This window comes from Sphingobium sp. WR1, assembly GCF_059693745.1.
The window spans coordinates 1-5,026 of the sequence record NZ_JCATID010000060.1 but is presented as its reverse complement, the minus strand read 5'-3'; the positions used below and the strand labels follow the sequence as shown (position 1 = coordinate 5,026).

Here is a 5,026-nt window from a genome sequence, read left to right as displayed (position 1 = left end):
GAGGGCATAGCGTGGAAGGTACGCCAGACAACGCTAAGGGCGAACAATCAGCGAACGCCTAGGCGACGCGGCTATCCGGTGGGAGATTAAGTGCCTTGCGGCCAGCGGAAGCGGCGGCTCTATCCCAGAGGAAATCACCGGAGAATGCAAAATGCTCCCAACCAACAGGGGAGGTATGGGCGAGCAGACCATCAGGCGGCACTGCGACCGATGATGACCGGAGATGTTGAGCGCCGGCCTCCATGTAGATCGTGTTCCAATAGACGATCGCAGCAATGACGAGATTGAGGCCGGACGCCCGATATTGCTGAGCTTCATGGCTGCGGTCGATGATGCGGCCCTGGCGAAAGGTATAGAATGCCTGCGTCAGGGCATGACGTTGTTCGCTATTGTTGAGGCCCGCATGGCAGCGCCGGCGCAGATCGGGATTTTCGAGCCAGTCCAGCATGAACAGGGTCCGCTCGATCTTGCCGATTTCCTGTAGCGCCACGTCGAGTTGGTTCTGTCGTTCGTAGGCAGCGAGCTTTCTAAGCATGACCGATGGCGCGACATGGCCGGCCCTGATCGACCCCACGAGGCGCAGCACGTCGTCCCATTGCTCACCGATGATGTCGGTGCGAATACGTTTGCCCAACAGCGGGGTGATGGATGGATAGGCCGTAGCCGGCGCGATCGGCGCAAGCCGCCTGTCCGGAAAGTCGCGCAGGCGCGGGCAGAAGCGAAATCCCAGCATCGCGCACAGGGCAAAGACATGATCGGTTGCCCAGACGATCCTGAGATCGGTGCCATGGCTGGTGAGGCCGTCGAGGACATAGGGCGCCTCATGCGTCGCGGCCGAGATCACGTTGACGTGGTAGGGCGCGCGCTGATCGGAAACATGGGTGTAGAAGCTGAAGCCATGATCTACGCCATAGCGGGCGTTGATGTCGCCACCCGATGCGCCGCGCTTCGCGCCCCTGAAGAACTGGCCATCGGAGCTGGACGTAGTGCCATCTCCCCAAATCCGCGAAAATGGCAGGCGGTGGTGCGCATTGATAAGGACAGCCAGCGCCGCGCGGTAGCTGTCCTCGCGGATATAGGCGCATGGGTCCACAGGAGCTGATCCCGCGCCACGCCCTGGCTCGCGGCGGCCATGCGCGACAAGCCGAGATTGGTCGCGTCGGCTAGGATGGTGGCAAGTAGCGCGTTTTCATTGGGGCACGGCTGGCCGGTGCGCAGGTTGGTGAACACTGCGAGAAAGCCGGTTTCCTGGGCCACCTCATGCAGCAGCTCGGTGATGCGGATGCGCGGCATCATCGCATCGAGCCGGTCGGCCAGCGCTTCGGCGTCGGGCGTCGCGATCGTGCGAACAGGGGATATTTGGAGGCGGTTGTCGCGGTATCGCACACCCTCCAGGGTGTCGCGCTTCAGGCGCTGGGCAAATTTCTTCAGCCGCCAGTCCAGTTCGCGGCCTCGCTGTTCGAGCCATTTGCTGGCTGTGGGCGGCAGACCGAGAGCCGACACAATCGGCTTCGCCTTTGGTTCGCTGAGCAGGTAGCTGTCAAACCGGCGGTAGCCCGCCGATCGTTCCACCCAGACATCTCCGGAGCGTAGCTTGTTGCGCAGATGCGCGATCGTCGCGATCTCCCAGAGCCGCCGGTTGATCTTGCCGTCTTCGCTGACAACTATTTTCCGCCATTCCTTGCGGAACGGCATCGGAGCGTCGGCAGGCAGATCGCGCTTGCCCGACTTGTTGAGGGCGCGCAGTATCTCGATGGCAGCGATCGTTTTCGCGCTCCCTTTCCCGGCGCGGAATTGAAGCGCTTCAAGCAGGTCGGGTGCGAACTTGCGCAACGTCGCATAGCGATCGGCCGCAACTGTCAGCGGGTCGAGGCTGGCGGTTTCCGCGATCGAGGCCACCTCCGGCCTCGCCTTCAGGAGATTTGTCCATCCGACCGATGCGTCCAGCGCGTCCATGGGATCTTCGCCGGTATCGACCGCATCGGTGAGGGCGTCGATCGTCCTGCGGAATATCAGCATCAGCCGCGCAACGTTCTTCGATGTAGTGGCATAGCTGCGCGCCTGAGCGTTCTTCGCACGGGTGAAGATGCTGCCGATCAACTTGTCCGCCATCTCCAGGGCGCTGTCCGTCAGCCGTTCTTCAAGGTCGAGCAGGAACGCAACCAGGGTGGCGCGCCGCCGGGATGGGATATATCGCTCGATCATATAGGCAGGCGACGCACGGCCTTCCCTGACATATTGCCGGAAGCGGTCCTCATGGATGCGGTCAGCCAGGTCCGGAGAAAGGCCGATCTTCCGCACCTGCCTCAGGCGGTCGAGAATCTGACGGATGTGATCGGGCCTGACCGCGACGGGGATGGTCTTGAGCAAGGCGAGCTGACTCATGCCGCCCGCGTCGTCAAAGATCTGGTCGAGGGCGTGGACCTGTTCAGCGCTGAGATCGGCGATCAGGGAATAGGCGGCTTGTTTGCGCGCACGCGCGCGTCCCGCGCTGCTGGCGCGTTCGATGGTGGAGATGGACGGCAGCAGAATCCGAGCCTGGCGAAGGGCGGTGACAACGCCGATCGCAATCGTCATCCCCTTGTCGGTCGCCCTTGCCGTTTCCGCAGCCGCTTCGATCATGAAGGGAATATCGGCCCGGGTCGGCCCCCGAAGGCCCAAGCGCGCCGTCAACTCACGGGCATGGTCCGTCATCGTCTGATCCCGCGCAGCATAGTCGGCCAGATCCGTTACGCGCAGGCCGAGTTGCTCCGCGACAAAAGCTGCGAGTTCATGGGGTATTGCTCCCCTGTCGCGCACCAACTGCGCGAGTGTGACGCCGGGATGCCTCAGAAGGGCGAGTTGGAGCGCGACGCCCAACCGGTTCCCTCGCTCACGTCGCACGCCGATTATCTCCATGTCCGAAGGCTCGAAGCTATAGAGCCGGGCCAGATGGTCGCGGTCGATCGGGATGGCGAGGATCTGATCGCGCTCGCTCTCGGTCAGGAGTTGATGCTTGCGCCTAGTCATGCCGATTCCCGTCCACAAAAGGTCATTTGGGCCTATGGACAACGATGAGTAAAGAGACATAGTATGTGGACGGATTCTGGGCTATGCCCGCGTCAGCACCTGCGATCAGGACGTGGCGGGCCAGACCATGCGTCTGGAGAAGGCCGGTGCGATCAAAGTGTTCACCGATGTGATGTCGGGCAAGAGCATGGAACGGCCCGGTCTGGCCGAACTGATGGCCTATGCCCGCAAGGGTGACACGCTGGCAGTGGTACGCCTCGATCGGCTCGGGCGCTCGCTTGCCGAATTACTCAGCACTGTCGAGACGCTGCGCGGCCAGGGCATCGCGCTTCTGAGCCTTGAGGAAAAGATAGACACATCGTCGGCCGCCGGCGAACTCATCTTCCATGTGTTCGGGGCCATCGCCCATTTCGAGCGGCGGCTGATCTCCGAGCGGACCAGAGATGGCATCGCTGCCGCACGCGCCAAAGGCAAGCAACCTGGCCGTCAGCCCCTCGACATGACCAAAGTACACGCCGCCATCAAACTGATCGAAGCGAGCATCTCGCCGACCGAAGCAGCACGGCAACTCGGTATCGGGAGGTCGACGGTGTATCGGGAGATGAAACGGCTCGGCGTCGCGCGGCCAGCATGAGCCATGTTCTTATGAGGAGGAATATGAAACGTCTGGCTCTCGCGGTCGCTTTCCTGGTTTCCACTGGGGGGAAAAGCGCAGACACTGCGGCGTGTGCCCCTAACCGGGTACGTCGATCGTACTGGGCAGGTAGTCGAACCCGCCAAGTGGGAAGCTGGATCCACCCTCTTCCGCGGTGAATGGGTAGCTGTACGAGGTGGAGGCAAAGCCGGATATTTCAATCTCCGCACGCGCGCGACTACCGGCCTCATTTTCGACGAAACAGGCGATGCCGCTTATGACCGCGCCTTGTTTATTCATGGCCCTGAACCCGTTCGGATCGGCGACCAATGGGGCTATGCTGACGAAGCTGGCAAGGTTGTGATCGAACCGCGCTTTGTGGGCGCGCAGGCCTTTGATGAAGATGGGCTCGCGATCGTCAAGATACGCGATAAAGATGGTTTTGGCTTGTCTGCGGGCATGATCGACCGGACAGGACGCATCGTGGTGGAACCACGCTACGACATCATTCGGCCGTTCCGTGGTGCGGCGCTGACGGGGGTCAGCAAAGCCGGTCGTTTCGGTGCGATCGACCGCACTGGACGTGCAGTAATACCGATGCGTTTTGGTGGAATCGGTAACTTTGCTGCCAACGGCCTTGCTCCCGCGACACTTACCGGCGGTTACGGAAAAGATGGGTCGCTCTGGGGCTATATTGACCACACCGGCCGGTTCGTGATTCCGGAGCGTTTCAGCTTTGCAGGCAGTTTCGCCGGTGATCCGTCGGACGATGGGATTGATGCGCCCGTCGGCCTCGCACGCGTCGCGCTCGGACCACGCGAGGTCGCCTATATAGATGCTAAGGGCGCGATAGTGACCCGCTTCCCAACGGGGATAATAGCCTGGGGCGTCAGTCCCAATGGGCTTGTCCGTTTTCAGGATCTGGCAACTGCTCGCTACGGTTTCGCCAACGCCAAGACGGGCGCGATCGTCATCCCGGCAAGATTTTCGCAGGTCGGCGGCTTCGACGATCACGGCCTTGCCGCAGCCAAGGAAGGCGAACGCGCAGGATTCATCCATGCCGATGGACAGTGGTCAGCACTCAGCATCGCAACCAAGCCAGCGGTCACCGCCGCGCAGGCCGCCCAGGCAGAACGGGCTCAGCGCATCTCAGCCAATCGTGCCCGCTACCTGGCCCAGCTACGCACCGCGACTCCAGACTTAGTGCGGGCGCTCACCGCCATGCGTATTCGTGTATCCGATCAATTCGGAAAGCTGTCCGGGATGCCCTGCATGCCGCCTCAATGCGTTTATTGATCAGGGGTTGAGCAACCGCAGCCAAATAGCTGCGCCGCCCAAGTGTTCGCTGATTGTTCGCTCTTATCGTTGTTTGGCGTACCATTC

General features: G+C 61.7%; 3 protein-coding genes and 1 pseudogene. 2 read left to right on the top strand and 2 right to left on the bottom strand.

Annotation, left to right across the window (positions count from 1 at the left end; translation table 11 throughout):
* Window positions 1-58 precede the first annotated feature (58 nt).
* Window positions 59-3,009: pseudogene (locus AC58EF_RS28075) on the bottom strand (Tn3 family transposase).
* 76 nt (window positions 3,010-3,085) lie between these two features.
* Here AC58EF_RS28075 and AC58EF_RS28070 point away from each other — a divergent pair.
* Complete coding sequence (locus tag AC58EF_RS28070) at window positions 3,086-3,643, top strand: recombinase family protein (protein WP_497279652.1); 558 nt, start codon at window positions 3,086-3,088, stop codon at window positions 3,641-3,643.
* A gap of 99 nt (window positions 3,644-3,742) precedes the next feature.
* Here the strand turns inward: AC58EF_RS28070 and AC58EF_RS28065 are convergent, their stop codons facing one another.
* A complete protein-coding gene (locus AC58EF_RS28065) occupies window positions 3,743-3,943 on the bottom strand; it encodes a hypothetical protein (protein WP_497279651.1) in 201 nt (66 codons plus the stop codon).
* On the opposite strand from AC58EF_RS28065, the gene AC58EF_RS28060 reads away from it, so the two are divergent.
* On the top strand, window positions 3,932-4,939 hold the full coding sequence (locus tag AC58EF_RS28060) for a WG repeat-containing protein (protein ID WP_497279650.1): 1,008 nt from the start codon (window positions 3,932-3,934) through the stop codon (window positions 4,937-4,939). The two genes, AC58EF_RS28065 and AC58EF_RS28060, sit on opposite strands and share 12 nt — an antisense overlap.
* Window positions 4,940-5,026: the final 87 nt, after the last annotated feature.